The following is a 19,160-nucleotide window of genomic DNA, read 5'->3' as shown; positions in this document are numbered from 1 at the left end:
TTTTGCGCTGTATTTAACCATATAAAAAGTACTCCATAACTGTTAGATTTTTTGTCTAACAATTATGAAGCACTTTACTGATATCAGTTGATGATGGTGATCCCATTTTTGTTAAAAACCCTAACGGTACTGATGGCATGTTTTCATTAGACGTTATTAATAAAGAGAAGTTCACAGTCGGCAAACATAGAATAAATGTTCAGGCAGTTGATGCAAATGGGTTATCCTCTAATATTTTAGATTATGATGTGACAATCACTTCAGCCAATCCGGTTCTTTCGACAAGTAATCCTAATTTAACAATAACTAAATCAACAGAGGCAGTTAACATTCCTGCTACTGTCACTTACGATGGGGTTTATAAATTCAGTAATAATGATTTGACTTGGCATATGAAGGTTACCGATGAATTAGGTAATACAGTCTATAAAGATGATGTTAGTTCTGCAATTCATGATGAGTTCACAGAAGTTATTAAACAAGACTTTGTTCAACCGTTTTCAATTGGTGACTTGGGGATAACTGAATCTGGAAAATATAAGATCATAGCTTATGTTGAGGATAATAGTAAATTATCTTCGAAGCCTGTGACTTACAATTTAACGTATATTTCTAAGTCATCGACACTTGTCTATGACAAAGATTATTCATTTCAAGACGTAAATTCCAGTAACGAATCCAAAATAGTCAATCGCTCTGGAAAATGGAAATTAGGTGTCAACAGTGTTGATACTGGGTGGACATTGACAGCAAGGGCATCTCAACTTAATAATACTGATGTGAATGGACACATAATTAATACTTTGAATGGAAATATGATTTTTGTGGATCAGAGTAATGTTGTTCATGATTTAAGTTCGGATAGCCCAACATTAATAGGCTATCAAAATGACCAAACCACCAATGATTTTGATATCTCAAGTCATTGGAAACCAAATCAAGGTATTCTATTGAAGTTACAACCCAATCCTTTAAAGGGAAAATACACCGGAACGATTTCCTGGACTTTGAAAAATACTCTTTAATAGAATAGATATTTAAAAAGACGTCCTAAGCGGGCGTCTTTTTCTATAGGTATTTTTAATAAATAAACTTTTGAAATTCAGTCAAGAAACCGCTACCATAATCCATATGAGCAAAATCATAATGAGGGAGCTATTAATATGACAACAACATTTCCGAAGAACTTTATGTGGGGTGGCGCAACAGCTGCCAATCAATACGAAGGAGCATGGAATGAGGGTGGCAAAGGACCTAGTGATGCCGACATGCTACTTGGTGGAACTTATGAGAAACCGCGTGTATTCACAAAGAATTTAAAAGATGATGGTTACTATCCATCACATCTTGGTAGTGATTTTTATCACCACTACAAGGAAGATATCAAATTATTAGCAGGAATGGGTTACAAGACTTACCGTATGTCAATCGCTTGGTCACGTGTATTTCCAAATGGTGATGATGAGATTCCTAATCAAGAAGGACTAGACTTCTATCGTCATGTTTTCGAAGAGTGTCACAAATACGGAATCGAACCATTAGTTACAATTTCTCACTACGAGATGCCATATCATTTAACTGAAAAGTACAATGGCTGGGCAGACCGCAAGGTTATTGATTTCTATGTTAAATATGTCAAGACTTTGTTCACAGAATACAAAAATCTTGTTCACTATTGGTTAACATTCAACGAAATTAATATCGGCATGATGTTCGGTGGCTACATGTCACTTGGTATGAGAACTGAAGATGGTGCCGCTCCATTCAATCCTAATCAAACTGATGAAGATATCCAAAACAACTTGCAAGGCTTGCATCATCAATTCGTTGCCAGCGCTTTGGCAGTTAAATTAGGTCATGAGATCAATCCTGGTAACAAGATTGGCTGCATGATTGCTGGTAATGTTAACTATCCATTGACTTCAAATCCTGACGATATTTTGAAGGCGCAACAAACTAACGAGATCATGAATTACTACTGTGGGGATGTACAAGTTCGTGGCGCATATCCACACTTTGCTCAACGTTTCTGGGATGAACACAATGTTAAGCTGAATATTACTGCTGAAGATGAAGCAGTATTAAAGGAAGGAACTGTTGATTACTATACCTTCAGTTATTACTCATCAAATGCTGTTACAACTGATGAATCCAAGGGTGAAGCTGGTGGTAACTTCACTATGGGTGTTAAGAATCCTTACCTCAAGTACAGTGAATGGGGCTGGGCAATGGACCCTAAGGGATTACGTTGGTATCTAAATGATGTTTACGGACGCTACCAAATTCCAATCATGGTCGTCGAGAATGGATTGGGTGCTCGTGATACTGTTGAAGCTGACGGATCAATCAATGATGATTATCGTATTGAGTATCTTCAAGGTCACATTGAACAAATGAAGGAAGCCATCAAAGATGGTGTTGATTTAATTGGTTATACTCCTTGGGGTTGTATTGACTTAGTATCAGCTGGTACTGGTCAAATGGCCAAACGTTATGGTTTTGTTTATGTAAACCGTGACGATAATCAAGAAGGTGACTTTAGTCGTACACCTAAGAAGAGTTATTATTGGTATAAGAAAGTTATTGATTCAAATGGTGAAGATTTAGATAATTAAATATTATAGGTATGTTCTTTAGGACATGCCTATTTTTTGGTCTGAAACGACATATCATGAGGTAAATAATTCTATTTAGATAAAATATACTTGCGTGAAATGAAACAAAATATAGTTTTTTTCATGATAATATACACTCATCGTATATAAAAGATAAAAAATAAATCAATTTTAGGGAGAATTGGTTTACTTTTTAGTGAGGATGTTATGAGGATGAAAACACACAACTATCAGGCAACTGTATGTTTTTTAGCCACGTTTCTTATGGGCTTATTTGTCATTATTTTGAATAGCAATTATGTGGAAGCTGCAACTACGGTTCCTTCGACTTCCGAAGTATACAGTCACGCGCCTAATGGTATGGATTTGAGTGACTATTTTGAGTTTCCTACAGATCATGTTTATTATTACAATAATAAACAAAGCAGTATACCTGATACCGCAAGCATTATTTCTAAAAGTAGTTCCAATCCAACTGATATTATTCAGATGACGAATGGAACTAATCAAATAGCTTCTATTTGGGGTAGACCGACCGATTCAGTTAAGGGAGATTACAATTATTTTGATGTAACCAAAAATCAAACCTTTTCGATGTGGATGTACTTTGGTGATAGTGATGCAAAATCAGGTGAGGGTATGGCGTTTGTAGTTCAAAACGATAATCGTGGGGCTGATGCCATCTCGACTTACACAGATCCAAAACCTTTATTTGGTGCTGATCCTATCACAAAACCTGCTGGACTAGAATCACTTGGCGTTTGGGCTGGTGGCGGAAGTACCAAAATTATAAATACAACTGATTTTGCGCTTGGGGCTATTCAGAATAGTTTGGCAATTGAATTTGATTCGCAACTGAATACATCTATTCCGACATATGCCCCTATACTGAATTCAAGTGGTTCAAAAACTGATGATTATTTTGATGCACTGCCAGACAGTTCGGGAGTTCAGCAAGTTATTGGACCACATATTGCCTGGAATTATCCAGGAATTAAAGATACGTATCAATATTTTAATGCTAATTCTCCATATTATTCTTATTTTGGTATGAATCATAATAATCCAATTCGTAACCAATATCTTGCTTCGCAAGCTGGCTATACTACAGCTGACAATGCTTGGAAACACGTTACGATCATGTATACAGCACCTCCGTCAGGCAGCACTATTGGTCAATTGAGATATATTTTTGATGACAAAAAGTACGATGGTACTGTTAGACCGTATAAAGATTGGGACCAAAGAGGGGATGGAGATACTTCCATCAGTAGTGATCATAAAATTATTAATATTGATTTGAAAAATTTGAATCTTAATGGTGCAACCAAAGTTCGCTGGGGTATAACCGGGACTACCGGTTCATATTCCAATACGCAAGCAGTTATCTTCGAATCAATTCCAGCAATTGCTGATGTTACAACAAGTACAAGTTTGTATGACAATACACAGGAACGTGACATCCCTGATGCAGATAGACATCCTGATGATGATCACAATGTTAATAATGGTGACAGTTTGCGTTTTGACTATGATTTAACTTACAATTCCGGATTGAATGGGACTGGTCAAATTACTACTACTATGGATCTTCCGAAACATGTTGATTTTACGGCCGATGCCGATGGTAATGTTGGTGAAATTGAGTATAAGAATAAAACTGTAAAGATTCCGGCCAGTTCAATAAACAGTGATGGAACAATCGATTTGACCTTGAATAGTTTGAATGATGATATGAACTCTATCAAGATTCATTTGAATGGAACGGCCAATATTGGTGACAATTCCACTGCCAAATCGACAACGGTCGATCCAGCGCATACGTCATATGAGAGTGACTATTATACAGGAGATGTAATGAGTCCAGGGTTCAACATTAATCCTGTAACCGACACGCTCAAGATTGAAAGCACTTCGGACTTGAAACAAACAATCAAAACAGGTAAGCAGACGACAATGTCTGGGAAAATCAGTTATGAGAAAGGCTCGACTTTTGGAGCGGATTCTGTAACTGTCCATACAATAATAGACGGAGTTAAGAGCTCAACTACACTGGGTGTTGATGCTACTTCTAAAAGTGCAACATATGGTTTGATTGGAGATGCCTCAGAATTGGGGGATGGTGATCACACTATTGAGGTGTACGTTTCTGATGCTAGCCACCGTTTCTCCAACCATATAATTTACAACATTACAGTCGAAGATAAGAAGTTGGTTATATCTTCAGATATGGATGATTACGATAATACCTTTGTTAAAGATGTTGATACTGTCGAGCTGACAGGAACATTGAAGTATGACGATGGAAGCCCATTTACCCTCAAGGGTAATACTTTGAAATGGACAGTTGATGGTGATCAATCTGTAAGTCAACCGTTGATAGACTCTGATAATCCAGATAACATGGTTGAATCTACTGACTTTTCAAAAGTATTTCCAAGCTTAGATGTAGGAAAGCATGTGATTACACTTCAAGCAACTGATGGCTATAAGCTTTCTAACACGTTGACATTCAACGTTACAGTTACTGAAGAATCATTAACTCTTTATAGTGAAGAAGGCTATGCCTTCAAGACCGTCAATCGAAGTGATATGTCCAGAGTGATTCCAAGAGCTGGTAAGTGGAATCTGAGTGTTGATAGTTTGAACGCAAGTTGGAAACTTTCGGCGAAATCCACGGCATTGATCAATACGACAACAGGACTACCAATTACTGGTCAGATGATTTATCGTACCGATAATAATGAGCAATCATTAGAAACCAATTCCGTCGAGATAGGTTCCGGAAGCGGTGGAACAGTTAATTCAGATCCAGTTGATATTACTAAGAACTGGTCAGATGATGAAGGAATCCTATTGAGAGTTCAACCAGATACATCCCAGGGAACTTATCAAGGAGTTATAACATGGACGTTAACTAATACGATGCCTAATGAATAGAGAGTGGAAAATACCGGTAGATTCGTAGCAGGAACAGGAATCTGGTATTTGTAGCTCGTTTTAGAATAGAGAGTGGAAAAAGTCGGGAGATTTTGAGCACTGCCTAGCATAACGCTTGTGCCACAACGTGGTGCATTCGTTATGTGTAGCAGGCGCAGAAATTTGACTTTTGTAACTCGTTTAGAGAGTGAAAAAGCAATTCAAATATGACAAAAGACGCATGAAAACCATGCGCCTTTTTTTTGTGATCATTTTTCTGTAAAAAAATTCCCGAATTATATAAAATTGATTATAAGCAATAAAAATAATTCATATCCGGAAATAATTCATTATTTTTATTGGAAAATATTACTAGGATACATATTGTATGATATTCAAGTGAAATTTATCAAATGATACATGTTATTGAGGGAGGGGTACTAGTGAATATAAAGAAAATGAAGTTTTTCATAGCTATGCCCATGTTTTTGATTGGATTTGTTTTGATGTTGCATTTTAATACGCAAACGGCAAATGCTGGTTTGGTTATAGATGGTCTAGCGAAAAACGCAGCACCACAGGGGCTATCATTGAATAATGATGGTAGTAATTATTCATATTTTACTAAAGTCGATCCATTAACTATTACTTCGGATAAGGTACAGGTCAATAGTGCACAAATTGCGGTTGGCCCCAACAGTAAGTTCCCTGACTCAGATGTTGCTATTATAACTAATTCTACACAGCAAATTGGATCTATTTGGAGTGATACAGATAAAGATAATTACTTTGATACATCCAAACCGCAAAAACTATCAATGTGGTTTTATTTCGGTAATGCACTAACTCCCGGAGATGGTATGGCATTTGTATTACAAAATGGGGATGCATCAGCTATTTCCAAAGATCCATTAACTGGTAATGCATCAGGTGGTCAAACGCTTGGAGTTTGGGCATCAGATTCTGACGCTAATCAGGGTGATAAAGCTCAGCTTGCTAAGAGTGCAATTCAAAACAGTTGGGCATTGGAATTTGATACTTATTTGAACCAGGTAATTAGACCTGGCGATGGTAATTATTTTGATGCTGATTTAACAAAGTATTCAGATACAAGTGAACACATTGCATCAGGTTATCCCGGAGATCCTGATACATACAATAGAATTGGTAGTGCCGGTAAATATACTTATTCAATGAATCACACTAATTTGCATAATCATTTGAAATTAACAGGGTATGATTCTCCAACCAAAGGGTGGTTTCATGTAACAATCGATTATCAACCACCAGTATCTGATGGTGACGATGCCATGTTGACATATCATTTTAAAGATAAGAACTACGATGGTACTCCTAATACAACTGGCGAGATTACTCAAACAGAACCAATTGATTTGTCAAAATTCAATTTTAAAACGGATCCAAAAACTGGAGTAAAGGAAACAAAATTGAGATATGGATTCACTGGATCAACTGGTACGTCAGCATCTGCCAATATGGCTGTTTTTGAATCAATGCCTTCATTAGTAGATGCTAATGCGGATTCCAAAATTTATGATTTAACACAAAATAGTAACTTAGTGGATTCAGATTATGCGACAGTTCATGACAAGGACGATATGAGATTTGATTATAATCTTAATTATGAATCAGGTAAGAAGTCTCTCGATAATGTTGTAGCAAATATCAAGCTACCCGATAATATTACTTATGCTACTGACGGTAATATTGGTAAAGTTATCTATGCAGATGGTAGTAGTGAACCTATTCCAGTAAATGGTAATGTAACCGATGGGACATTGAATTACCAATTGAAAAAGTCTTTGAGCAATGATTTAAACAGTGCCAAGATTCAAATCTTTGGTACTGCTACAGCTAAGACTACTAATGGCGTTCCAGTTCCAACAGTAGTTGATTCAGCGCATGCCATCTTGGCTGGTGACTTATATAAAACTGACTTGGATACTGACAGTTTTGTAATTAATCCAATTACTAACACTCTTAAGTTAGATGCAACCAATACAAGCACAGACCAATATCAAGGTACAGATGTCAAACTAACAGGTAAGGCAACATATGGTAACGACGGAAGTCCTGCTTCAAATCTAACTTATTACACTACTATTGATGATGGTTCTGTAATCAAATCAGGTTACACAGGTAGTACAGATGGTAGTTATTCATTAACTCTTCCTTATGATACTTACAAGGATGAGTTAGGTGTGGGTCCTCACAAAATCAAGGTATATGCGATGGATAAGGATTATATCAAGTCTGATCCGGTAACTTATACCGTAAATGTTTTGGAAACAAATCCTAAGCTTTCTTCTAGCAATCTAGATTTGACTGTTCCTAAGGCGACTGGTGAAATCAACATGCCTGCTTCATTGACTTATGATGGAACGTACAAGTTTGATGGCGACAATCTCAAGTGGAATATTTCTGTTGGAACTGGTGACGTGAAGACCTTTGACGTTAATAGTAAAGATACTGGTGTTACAAACACTGATTTCACTCAAGTAATTAATGCATCAGACCTTGGTATTACTGATTCCGGTACTTATAAGTTGAATGTTTATGTGAGTGATCAATATGGACGCAAGTCTAACAAGATTACATATAAACTTAACTATATTGCTAAGTCAGTGAACTTGATCAAGGATGATTATTCATTCCAAGATGTTAATTCAAGTCCTGAAGCTAAGACTGTTAAGCGAAAGGGAGATTGGAAGTTAGCCGTTAAGACAACTGATTCCGATTGGAAGCTAACTGCTAAGGCATCACAAATGTTCATGACCAACGATAAGGGTGAGTATGTCGATGCGTTGAATGGTAACTTAGTCTATGTTGATCCAGATGGTAATACTCAAGATATGTCGGATTTCGTTAACTTAGGCGAGAATAAGAATGAAACAAGTGATACATATGATGTTACTAAAGATTGGAAAGATAACAGTGGCATCTTGTTAAGCATGATGCCTAATCCCAAGCAAGGCTCGTATAAAGGAACAATTGATTGGGTATTACAAAATAGTCTTTCGTAGGATGTCGGATAACGTAAGAAATTCTTACGTTATTTTTTTACATTTAAATCATCAAGATACTATAATAAGGTTACAATATAAAAAAATAAATATGCTTTATAAATAAGAGGGAATTTTTTTGAAGAGAGAAAAAGTATTAGCGATGCTTGGGGCTGTCGCAGTTCTTTGTGTTTCACTGATTATATGGATCAATTATAGTATCAGTGCGCATGCGGCGACGTATGTTCCTCAGTCAACTATTATTACTAGAGGTCCGGAAGGTATCAAAGCTAGTGATTATTTTGATTACAAAGCTAGTGATACATTTACAGGCAATAGTGCTCAACTTGTTAATAGTGCTAATTATCCAGATTCAACTGATATTGTTGAGATGAATGATGGCGGTAATAATGAAGATAGTGCTATTTGGGGCAAGCAAGATACGAATTATTTTGACGTCAGTAAACCACAGAAACTTTCAGTTTGGATGTATTTAGGTGATGCGGATGAGGCTATTGATGCAGCTGGAGAGGGAATAGCATTTGTGCTACAGAATTCTGGTAGTAACGCTATTTCTCGCGATGTTGCTGGTAATCCTGCTCCAGGTCAGACTTTGGGCGTTTGGGGCGATGATAATTTGCCAGATGCACCATATGCGACGGCGATTAAATATCCTAAGAACACTTCAGCTGATGTAGCTAAAACCGCAATTCAGAACAGTTGGGCACTGGAATTCGATACAAATGTAAATACTACGAAGGGTGCATATGCTAATTCTAACAGTAAATTAATCAATGATCCTTATGGTCAAGATTATGATGGTACACCTGGAACTACATCGAATCTTCAAGTTAGACAGCAACATATAGCCTGGAATTATCCGGCGCTTGATACTACTTATGCTAATCAACGAACAGCGTTTAGTAACATTCTCACAAGCGGAATATTTTTACAAACAAATAAAACTTTTTATAGTCATCAACTAGATCATGTGCCAGATCCTGATAACACAGATCCAGATAATGATGGGGATCTTCTTTATGGTCCTAAAAATGATGTAATTATGACGGATTATCTTAAGACGACTACTGCTTCATGGCACCATTTGACTATAGACTATACTCCACCAACTGATGGAGATTATCAAAATGGAACAGGTTTGATCAAATATTTCTACTGTGACAAAAACTACGATGGAACTGCTAATACATCACTTGCAAAGGGGTATCGTTATGGTAACTCTGATGTTAAGTTGAGTAACTTCAACCTTTCTGCTGGGAATACTAAATTGTACTATGGATTCACAGGTTCAACTGGAACTAATGGTGGTTATGATGCTGTTATTTTTGAAACAATGCCATCAATGGTTGAGGCTGATGCTGATGAAACTGTCACGGATACAACTCAAGGAAACAAAACTATCACTGATGGTTCAAACGTAGCTAGTGGTGATGATTTGCATTTTGATTACAACTTAAAGTATGTTGGTGGTAAAGTGCCTTTGAAGAATATCAAGTTTGAAAGTGTTCCTGTAAAGGATCTTACTTATGGGGATGAACATGGTAATCTAGGTGAAATCAAGTATAAAGATGGCACTATTGAAGAAATCAGTCCATCTGATATGGCTAGTTACATTCCTGATCCGGATAATTCTACTGTTACAGCCCAAGAAATTATGAAGGCGGTGAACGCGGAATTGTCTGCAGGTGGTGATGCCGTATCGGTAACTCTGTACGCTAAAGCAAATAAAGTAGCTACAGATACTAAAGAAGACGCAGAACGTAGTACCTTTATTGGTGATTTGTATAAGAAAGATTTAAGTTCACCAACGTTCACAATTAATTCTAGTAAGCCCCATATTGAACCTACTGGAGGAACAGATAAACAGACAGTTCAAAAGGGTAGTGAATTCCAACTTTTAGGAAATGTTACAGAAGTGAATTCTGATAATAAACCTCAAGACTTCAAAGCTGGAGATATGAAAGTAAGTACAAATATTAATGGTAAGGGTTGGACAGATCCGGTGGCTTTGGCTGAAGGTGATACATCGACAGTTGATTCTTATACATTAAAGTCAAGTATGGGTAGTAGTGGTTTGAAAGATGGATTAAATATAGTCTCTATCAGAGTTACTGATGCTAATGGAAATTTCTCTGATGCTGACTACCATATAACAGTCAATGATATTGCGCTAAACATTAAGGCTGATAAGCCAATTATTGATGTAAATAACGATGATCCTGTCAATATCACTGGGACGTTCAGTCATATTGACGGATCGGCTTTGGAATCCGGAACCGCACAAGTATACGTTAAAGTTGGATATGAAGATGGCACAATGAGTGGTGAAAGAGAATATGATGATAGTGATAATGCTAGCGGTAAGTTCTCTGTAAACTTGAAACCATTTGGATATGATATGAATTCAGATGCAACTAGTAAGTCCGAATCCTATGATGATTTCATCAAGGATATGTCATACACGTGGGGACTTCTTAAAGAAGGTACCAATACAGTCTATATAAGAGTTGACGATGCAGGTAAACATAAGTCAGATTCAACAACCGTAGTTGTTAATGTTCCCAAGATAACGCCTAAGTTAACCATCGATTCACCAAGTCAGACGTCAGTTAATACGAACTTCAATATTCCTGTCAAAGCTGATTTGGGTAGTGGATATTCATTTAATGCGAATAACTTGAAGTATTCTGTAACAGCTAATAATGTAACGAAGAACTTATTGGCAACTGCTCCAACTTCAAATCAAGTTGGTCCAGTAAACAGTCCATTCAGTTCAACGGTCGATGCATTTAACTTTGACAAGAATGTGTTGTATCCAATGACTGTGACTGCAACGGATGTCTATGGTAGGAAGTCGGCACCTTTGGACGTATCGTTCACCTATGTTGAGAATATTTTGAAGTTGAACGTCGGTGACTATAGTTTCAGAACAGTTAACTTGAATGAAATCAACAATGGTCTGGTACATCGTAAAGGTGACTGGAACATAAATGTTGATAGTTACAAGACTAATTGGGATTTGTCGGCTACCGGAAGTGATATGTACAAGCAACTTGGTGATGGTAGTACTCAAAAGCTCAATGGTAATATGGTTTACGTTGATAAGAATAATCAATCACACTTGCTTGATGACCAACTGATCGATCAAGATGATACAGGTAGTGATACTGAAAAGAATACGAATGTTTCTGATGATTGGACTTCCAATGAAGGAATTCTTTTGGATCTCTATTCATCTGATGTGTCTGGTACATATACGGGAACAATAAATTGGACCTTGGTTCAAGCACCATAGAGAATAATAAATAGTAATTACGAAAAGGAGCCGTAAAAGGCTCCTTTTTTTCTGTCTAAAAAGACTGAAAGTTAGACATATATAACATGAATTTGTCATTTTAAAACAAATTTTATTAAATTTGTTGAATCCAAAATATTAAATTCATAATATATACTATTTAATAAGTAAGCGGTAACATACATTATTGATTGGATATATAGGAGGTATAGTTCATGAAAAGAGGTAGGGTCTTTTTTTATTTTGAGGGGTTATTTGTCGTTATGCTATTTATTTGTATATTTATTAATCAACCTATCAATGTTAAGGCAATGAATACTACTGATAGTGCTATTATGAATTCCACTCCTTATGGATTAGCATTGGATGATTATTTTGAAGTACCGTCAACATTTATTACTGGAGACAGTAACAGTGCAAGTATTAGTCAACCGGCAAGTAACAAGAATGTTGATATTGTTAAGTTGACTGATGGAACTAATAATACTAGTGCTGTTTGGAGCAAGGGACAGAATTATTTGAACATAAATCGTAAGCAAACACTATCTATGTGGATGTACTTTGGTAATATCGTGTCAACTGGTGGTATTGCTGACGGAATGGCATTTGTTTTGCAGAATGATGATAATGGCGTAAAAGCCATATCCCAATTTAATGGTCATGCCAATAGTGGGGAAACACTTGGTGTTTGGGGTTCTGACGGTACTAGCACTCTGCCGGCACCATTGGGTAAGGATCCAATTAAAGATGCCACTCCGGTTCAGCAGCAAGCCATTCAAAAAAGCTTCGCTCTAGAATTTGATACACAACCCAATATTGGTAGAACTAAAGTGGATCCGATAACTGGTAAGGCTCCTCTTCAACATAACTATGGTGAAACAGGAGATGCGTATGTTCCTAATCAAGGAGATGCATTCGATTGGTTATCATATAAGGGAGATAATTATTATATTTCTCAACCTCATATTGCTTGGAATTACCCAGCTAGACAGGATTCTTATACGCAGTTGGCAAGTGTTCCTCCATATTCAAGTTTGTTTGGTGTAGGTGGGAAGTCAATTATTGCTTTGAATCATCATCTTGGCGATGATAAGGCAACTGATGGGGCTGAAGCCAACTTGACCGTCGAAAATGGTGCACCAATCAATTCGTGGAAACACATTACAATTGAATATACTCCACCCGCAGATTCTGATACCGATAGGATTGCGACCTTGAAATATCGTTTTAATGATAAGAAGGTTGATGGAAGCCCTCGAGCAAGTACTGCTATAGGTACTGTACCCTTGGACTTAAAAGAATTCAAAGAGGTTAAAGATAACAAACTGAGATATGGTTTTACCGGTGCTACAGGTAGTATTTCAACGGTTAATGCAGTTATCTTCGAGACAATGCCATCACTAGTTGAAGCCGATATTAATTCATATGTCGTTGATAAAACATCTAATTCTAAAGTCAGTTCTAATACAACTGTTATGGATAGTGATTCTCAGAGCTTATTGGATACTAAGACCGTTCATCCTGGGGATGACTTAGAGTTAAATTATATGATGCAATATGATAGCGGTGAACAGGAGTCGAAAGATGTTAAGGAAAGTATAGATGTTCCTGATAATGTAACTCTTAAAAATGTAGATGGAAATATTGGTAAAGTCTATTACACGGGAATAAACAATTATAGTGAAGTGGCCGCTACCAAAGAAGTTGCACTTACTGCAGATTCATTGAAAGATGGTACTATCAATGTTGATATCGATAATTTGGGCGTTTTAAAAGATCCAGATAGGAGTCCAGAGGACATATTCAATTGGAAGAATGTCAGAGTAATCCTGAATGCTACTGCAAAGGAGATTCCAACTGGAGAAGCTAAATTAAATGTACCATCAGCTCATGCTCAATTTGAAGGAAGTAATTACAAAGCTGAACTAGAATCAGAAACGTTCGATATTGTTAAGCCTGCAGAAGTATTCAAAATTACAAAAACGTCTGATCCTGATGCAGTTGAAGCTGGAAAAACGGCGCTTTTGAAGGGTACTATGGCATATGAATCTGGTAATCCAGTTGATAAATCCAAAGTTACTTTTGTTTATTCAATCAATGGTGTCAAATTTACTGGAGTTGATAGTGATGAGGATTCTAATAACTTTTCACTTCCAGTATTAATGAAGGCCATTGGTAAATATACTGTTAAGGTTCAGGCATTCAGTAATGTGGATGGACAAGTAGTGGAATCAAATACAATTGATTATACGGTAGTGGTACAGGATGCCACGCTTGCATCCAAAGGGCAAATATATGACGAATCCCAGAGCAGATACATTACAGATGGTGATACTGTCCAGGAGGGTGATAAATTACGGCTGATTTCTGATATTCGTTATGTTAGTGGAACTAAAGATGTTAAAAGTCTGCAATTATATATAGATACCCCTGAGCATTTAACCGCTAGTACTTCTACCATGGATGTTACGAAAGCTTATGAAGCTAATTATTACTATAATAATGATGGATTGCATCAAGGTGATGATAATGAATTCATTGAATTTAGTGCAACTTCGACACAAAGTGATAGCAATTATCCTGTCACCGCTGGATTAAGTGGTAACCCTGTCAATGGATCAACGGTGTATAATTCAACTTACACCAGAGTTAGAATGGTACAGTTTATGACAGCAGATGAAGTGGATACTGATACAATGGTTGATTCCACTAATCCATATTTCAAAAATGATAGTATTCAGGGCGATGATTATCAGTGGAATGCTTCGTTACCAAGTTTCACAATTAGGAGTACAGAGTATAAGCCACATTTAGAACCGACTTTAGACTCGGAACAACAGAGTCTGGTATCCGGTGAAAACTTCTCACTCACGGGTTCGGTAACTTATCTAACCCAAGATGATAACAAGACTCCAACAAAGTTCAAGGGCTCAGATATGTCAGTGTATTATCGTGTTGATGGAGATAAAAATAACAGTTACGGATTCGAGAATGCTGGTAATCTATCTGGCGATACAGATGAATTGAGTAGTAACTTGATGCTGTCACGAGATGACTGGAACCTAAGTAATGGTATTCATCATATTTATGTAAGAGTTATGGACGAAAATGGCAATGTTTCCAATACAGTTGATTATGAGATTCGTGTTGGAGATAAGGCACTAGTGGTTATTCCTGACAATAGGGTTCGCACTGTGCATGATAATTTAGCAGTTACAATTTCTGGATCATATGAACATACAGATGGATCTGCATTGGAGGGAACAAAGCTTCAAGTTGTTTATCAGATACAACCTGAGAATATGCCTGCTCAAACGGAAAAGACCATAACACTCAATAACCCAAATGGTGAATACAAGGATGGCGATACAAGCAGAAAATTTAGTTTTGACGTTAATCCAGTAGGATATAGACGGAACTTTTATTCATACAAAAAATGGATGTCTGATTATGTTAATAACGGTAGTATAGAGGGTTTGAGAGTCGGTAAGAATATTATTAATATTGTTCTAACTGATACTTCTGGACATTCTGTAAGAACAACTTATACAGTCAATGTTCCGGATGTAAAACTCAAGGTTACAGTTAAGAATACAGATCTAACGATGGTTAAAACGGAAGATAATCTAAATATTCCGTTGGATATCAGATATGATGATGATAATTATAAAGTTGATTCTGCCGACAGTTTTCAGCAGCCAATGATGATTTATTTCGATACAAGAGGCTCTGATATGGTTACTAGATCAAAAATTGATAGTACAGATCCAGTGGATTACTTGGACTATGCACAGTCAATTGATAAGGGAACTCTCAGTGATAAGTATCCAGATAATAGTGGTGGAGATGGCACACCTTATGAGATAGAAATAGGTGTGGAAGACATGTATGGAAGAATGTCCAATATCACTCCCGCTACAATTACTTGGGTTGCTGGAACACTTAGTCTTGAGAATGATGATTATAGCTTCAATAGTGTAAATGCTAGCGAAGAGAAGAAGGTAGTAAAGAGAAAAGGCAAGTGGAATCTGAGTGTCAAAAATAGCATCAAGTCTGACTGGGACCTGACGGCATCTGTTGCAGGTCCTATGACTAAAAATGATATTTTTGGTAATCCAGTTATATTACCTGGTAACATTACATTTGTAGATAAGAATGGTAAAGAATCGCCATTGTACGATTTGGAAGATCAAAAACCATTGCCGGTAATTATTGATTCTGATAATTCTGGTTCAGAAGATGTCGATGTTTCGAGTGAATGGGGAGATAATGATGGAATATTATTGGACCTCCTTGGAAGACCAGAATCCGGAAATTATCAGACTACAGTTAATTGGACACTCAAAGATACGTTATAGAATCGAATATGGTTAGAAGTAATCATTTCCTTACAGCACCGAAAAAAATAAAGCCAACAAATAAGAAAATTATTTGTTGGCTTTATTTTTATTTTAATATCATTTTATAGAAAAACAATTTAGTTATTTTGATTTAAAGGTGCTTTAATGTATGTAGGTTTATAAAATAATTCACATATTAATAATGTGCTTGGGGGTGGGTGTTAATGAGATTCTATTGGTATCTACTGGGTATTAGTTTGACAATCATACTAGTTGGGATCATTGCTTTGAACAATAATGTACAAATGGTTGAAGCGGCTGCTCCAGTTCCTACTCCTAATCAAGTATTACAAAGTGCACCTCGAGGACTAGATATTAGTGATTATTTTGAAATGCCTGCTTATTATCCGGGCGCAGAAGGTAACGTTACTAATACAGCTAAGATTCTACGAAGAGGTCAGGGAGTTCCTACCGATATGATAGAGATGACTGACGGGAAGATTAACAGTGAACTCGCATCGTTTTGGGGGAAGATGCAAGCTGATGATGGCAGTAACTATAATTATTTTGACGTAACTAAGCCACAGACTTTTTCGATGTGGTTGTATTTGGGAGACCAGTTCCCCAATGACTCTGATGGTATGGCATTTGTTATTCAGAATTCGGATGATGGGATGAATGCTATTTCTAGATATTCAGGCGTAGGATCATGGGGATTTGGTACTAAGTCCTATCCACAAGGTGGAGAAACCATGGGAGTCTGGGGCGGTAGTAATAATACTTCTATTGTTCCTGATGTTAATACTTTAGCTAAAGGTGCCATTCAAAAAAGCTTTGCATTGGAGTTTGATACTGACCATAACGATAAGCAGGCATATTCTAACTTACTAGGATTTTTTGGATCTTATACTCGCGATAATTTCTTAGATGCGACTCTTAATAACAACAATGTGTTTGAGGCCAAGGGTCAGCATATAGCTTGGAATTACCCAGGCAATTTTCACACATACGAGAGACATATGGGTACAGTCTATGTCTCTTATGCTATGCATCATAATGGGGCTATTCCCAATTTAACATTGTCAGGTAACTTGGATGTTAAGAACGCTTGGCATCATGTGACTTTTAAATACTATCCGCCAACTGATAGTTCCAATAATGCTCATTTCGATTATGTTTATGATGATAAGAATTATGATGGGAGTCTTAGAGCATCAAAATACGTTCGAAGTGTGAAAAGTCAGACATTAAATTTAGATGAGTTTCATCTAGCAAAAGGCGCAACAAAATTACGTTGGGGATTTACTGGTTCTTCAAGCACACAACTCAAAACCAGCGGGGTGATTTTTGAATCTATTCCTGCCTTGTCCAGTATTTCAAATACTTCTAATCTGTACGATATAACTCAAGAACGAGATATTCCAGACTTGGATAAGGATGAGCATGCCGATGCAAATGTTAACAATGGTGATCAATTAAGATTTGAATACGACTTGAATTACCAATCTGGCTGGATGACTTCGGGTGCCATTGATAATAATATTGTTTTACCTAGGTTTGTGGATTTCACAGGGGATAAATCAGGAGTAATAGGTCATATATTCTACCCAAATAAGACGGTAGATATACCTGTTTCTTCTATTAAAGATGGCAGTATTCATTTACAGCTGGAAAGTATGGATCCTAGCAACGACAAGATAAAGATTCAATTAAACGGTCAAGCCAATATTGGTAATAGTGCGACTGCTGAGAAACAGACAATCGCCCCAGAACATGCATCGTTTGATAGTGTCCGTTATCGTGGTGATAGTATGAGTTACCAGTTCGTTATTAATCCTGTGACTGATAAATTAAAAATTGATTCTGCTACTGATGAAGTTCAGAAGACTTCATTAAATAAGTCGATAGACTTCAAAGGCAAAATTGGCTATGAAAAAAAGTCAGCTTTTGGTGATACGAAAATAACTCTGCATACATTGATCGATGGAGTTGAACAAGAACAAACGGATGAAACTGTCAATGCTGACGCGACTGAATATGAATTCAGTCTGCCGATTGCTGCCGAAGAAATTGGATTAGGCAAGCACACAGTTGAAATATTTGCGTCTGATTCCAAGCATCGTGTTTCGGAATCAGTGAAATATGATGTGGATATCTCTGATTATAAGAAACTAAAGTTGGACTCTGATAATACGGATATAACTGCGTTGCGATACAAGGATTCATATCTCACTGGTGAGATTTGGTATGATGACAACAGTTTGTATACGAAAGATGAATTGACGTTATACGGTTCTATCGATGGTGGTAAATGGGTGAGTGAGAAACTGACCGGTTCTGACTTAAAAGCAAGCAATGAATTCACTGAGAAACTATTGTCCGATACATTAAGTGTTGGTGTTCATAATATAAGAATTTATGCACAGGACAAATATCGTAAGTCAGATATTCTGACGTACAAGATAACCGTTATAAGTGATTATTTGAAATTAGATTATGACGAAGCCTATGCTTTTCAAACTGTTAACCAAGGCACCACGTTAGTACCTAGAAGTGGCAATTGGAATCTAAAAGTTGAGAGCACAAATACAGTCTGGAATTTGAAAGTTCAATCCTCACCAATGCTCAACGATATTACTAGTCTTCCCTTAAATGGTGAGATGATATATCGAACTGATTATGATGAGAAAAGCTTGGAGAATGGTCCTGTGATGATTGGATCAGGTAAAGAGCCGACTGCAGAAGACAGCATTACGGATATTACGAAAAATTGGCTGCCTAATACTGGAGTTCTACTGAAAATAAGGCCTAATGTCACAGCTGGTAAATATACTGCAACTATGAAATGGTCGTTGGGCAATACACCAGCTTGATCACATTAAATAAGACCTGTAATCCATTTTAGGATTGCAGGTCTTATTCAATGTGATTGAAAAGTTCATGATAT

The 19,160-nt window shown here is 36.8% G+C and carries 7 protein-coding genes; all 7 read left to right on the top strand.

From position 1 onward, the window contains the following. Positions 1-137: 137 nt before the first annotated feature. The 7 genes from EKM66_RS07935 to EKM66_RS07905 all read left to right on the top strand — a co-directional run bounded on the left by EKM66_RS07935 (position 138) and on the right by EKM66_RS07905 (position 19,086). Positions 138-1,025 (top strand): hypothetical protein, encoded by an 888-nt coding sequence (locus tag EKM66_RS07935; protein WP_125763385.1) that lies wholly within the window; start codon positions 138-140, stop codon positions 1,023-1,025. Between the two features lie 138 nt (positions 1,026-1,163). Next, positions 1,164-2,615 carry a glycoside hydrolase family 1 protein gene (locus EKM66_RS07930; protein ID WP_125763383.1) on the top strand — a complete coding sequence of 484 codons (1,452 nt, stop codon included), beginning with the start codon at positions 1,164-1,166 and terminating at the stop codon, positions 2,613-2,615. 213 nt (positions 2,616-2,828) lie between these two features. After that, positions 2,829-5,555, top strand: coding sequence for an L-type lectin family protein (locus tag EKM66_RS07925; protein ID WP_125763382.1), 2,727 nt, complete (start codon positions 2,829-2,831; stop codon positions 5,553-5,555). A 422-nt stretch (positions 5,556-5,977) separates the two neighbouring features. Beyond that, positions 5,978-8,578, top strand: a complete 2,601-nt coding sequence (locus tag EKM66_RS07920; protein ID WP_125763380.1) for an L-type lectin family protein — start codon at positions 5,978-5,980, stop codon at positions 8,576-8,578. 118 nt (positions 8,579-8,696) lie between these two features. Further along, positions 8,697-11,873 (top strand): hypothetical protein, encoded by a 3,177-nt coding sequence (locus EKM66_RS07915; RefSeq protein WP_125763378.1) that lies wholly within the window; start codon positions 8,697-8,699, stop codon positions 11,871-11,873. Positions 11,874-12,088: 215 nt separating this feature from the next. Further along, positions 12,089-16,231, top strand: a complete 4,143-nt coding sequence (locus tag EKM66_RS07910; protein ID WP_125763376.1) for a lectin-like domain-containing protein — start codon at positions 12,089-12,091, stop codon at positions 16,229-16,231. Positions 16,232-16,437: 206 nt separating this feature from the next. Next, positions 16,438-19,086 (top strand): L-type lectin family protein, encoded by a 2,649-nt coding sequence (locus tag EKM66_RS07905; protein WP_125763374.1) that lies wholly within the window; start codon positions 16,438-16,440, stop codon positions 19,084-19,086. Positions 19,087-19,160: the final 74 nt, after the last annotated feature.

It is taken from the genome of Companilactobacillus hulinensis, from assembly GCF_003946555.1.
Lineage (GTDB): Bacteria > Bacillota > Bacilli > Lactobacillales > Lactobacillaceae > Companilactobacillus > Companilactobacillus hulinensis.
The sequence above is the reverse complement of the archived record's forward strand: the minus strand, read 5'-3'. Positions and strand labels throughout refer to the sequence as shown.

Excerpts from the sequence above, each read along its gene's own strand:
- EKM66_RS07935 (WP_125763385.1), top strand. The coding sequence starts at position 138 with ATGTTTTCATTAGACGTTATTAATAAAGAGAAGTTCACAGTCGGCAAA.
- EKM66_RS07930 (WP_125763383.1), top strand. The coding sequence starts at position 1,164 with ATGACAACAACATTTCCGAAGAACTTTATGTGGGGTGGCGCAACAGCT.
- EKM66_RS07925 (WP_125763382.1), top strand. The coding sequence starts at position 2,829 with ATGAAAACACACAACTATCAGGCAACTGTATGTTTTTTAGCCACGTTT.
- EKM66_RS07910 (WP_125763376.1), top strand. The coding sequence starts at position 12,089 with ATGAAAAGAGGTAGGGTCTTTTTTTATTTTGAGGGGTTATTTGTCGTT.
- EKM66_RS07905 (WP_125763374.1), top strand. The coding sequence starts at position 16,438 with ATGAGATTCTATTGGTATCTACTGGGTATTAGTTTGACAATCATACTA.